The sequence below is a fragment of the Streptomyces sp. NPDC048275 genome, assembly GCF_040652275.1.
Lineage (GTDB): Bacteria > Actinomycetota > Actinomycetes > Streptomycetales > Streptomycetaceae > Streptomyces.
Genome location: NZ_JBEZLR010000275.1, coordinates 1 through 1,017 on the forward strand (window position 1 = coordinate 1; position 1,017 = coordinate 1,017).

Genomic DNA, 1,017 nt, shown 5'->3' on the forward strand with positions numbered 1-1,017 from the left:
AGGCGAGTTGGACATCTGATCGGGCATGGTCGGCGCCCCTGGCCTGCGGATTCCGGTGTCTTGATCCCCTACACCACGTGGCGGGACGCCATCTGGGCCGAGCATCGGACGACGAGGCTTCCCGGAGGTTTCTGGCTGGGATCCAGGTCGGTGACCTCTGCGACGGGACCGTAGCAGAGGTCTCTCGCGGGGTGTCGGTGGTCCTGGACGGTTTCGCCGCACGCCCGCTGGGGTTTGTCGGACCGCTGGACCTTTCCTGGCGCCAGGGCCCGGCTGCAGCGGTGGAGGTCGGCCAGCGGATCACCGCTGAGGTGACCGCCATTGACCTGGATCAGGGTCGAGTCTGGCTGTCCAGGGCCGCCACGGAGAACCCAGGACTCTGGGCGTTTCTGAAATCCCTCCGCGTCGGCGGGGTACTTTCGGGCAGGGTCGCTTCGATCGAACGGTTCGGTGTGTTCGTGGCGTTGGACGACGGCCCCGACCACCCGGTCTTCCCCGGCGTCGGATTCATCACGATCCCCGAACTGTCCTGGCGACGCTTCGAGACAGCTTCGGACGTGGTTCAGGTGGGACAGCGTGTTTCGTGCGAGTTCCTCCAGTTCGACACATGGAACGGAGAGGCAAGGCTGTCCTTGCGAGCAATGCAGCCTGACCCTTTCGAGACGTTCGCCGACGGCACCGCGGTGGGACAGACGCTGCAGGGACGGGTCACCAAGCTGGTCCCGTTCGGCGTCTTCGTCCAAGTCGCCAACGAGATCGAGGGGCTCGTTCATCTGCGAGAACTCACACGGACGCCCGTGGAGGCTCCGGAAGATGTCGTCCAGATCGGCGACAAGGTTACGGTCGTCATCACAGAAATCGACCGAGAGCGACGCAGGCTGGCCCTCTCCCGACGACAGGTCTCTTCGGCTCTCGAGTGATCCCTAGCCTCACCGTTTCACTTGGGGACGGCTGACTCCGGGGCGGAAATGCGAAAGTGCCTTCCTGACCTGGGACGATGAACCTTGCTGAGGGGTT

At 64.4% G+C, this 1,017-nt stretch carries 1 protein-coding gene; it reads left to right on the plus strand.

From position 1 onward, the window contains the following. The first annotated feature begins 77 nt into the window (after positions 1 to 77). Positions 78 to 920, plus strand: coding sequence for a S1 RNA-binding domain-containing protein (locus tag AB0D57_RS47910; protein ID WP_362088800.1), 843 nt, complete (start codon positions 78 to 80; stop codon positions 918 to 920). Positions 921 to 1,017: the final 97 nt, after the last annotated feature.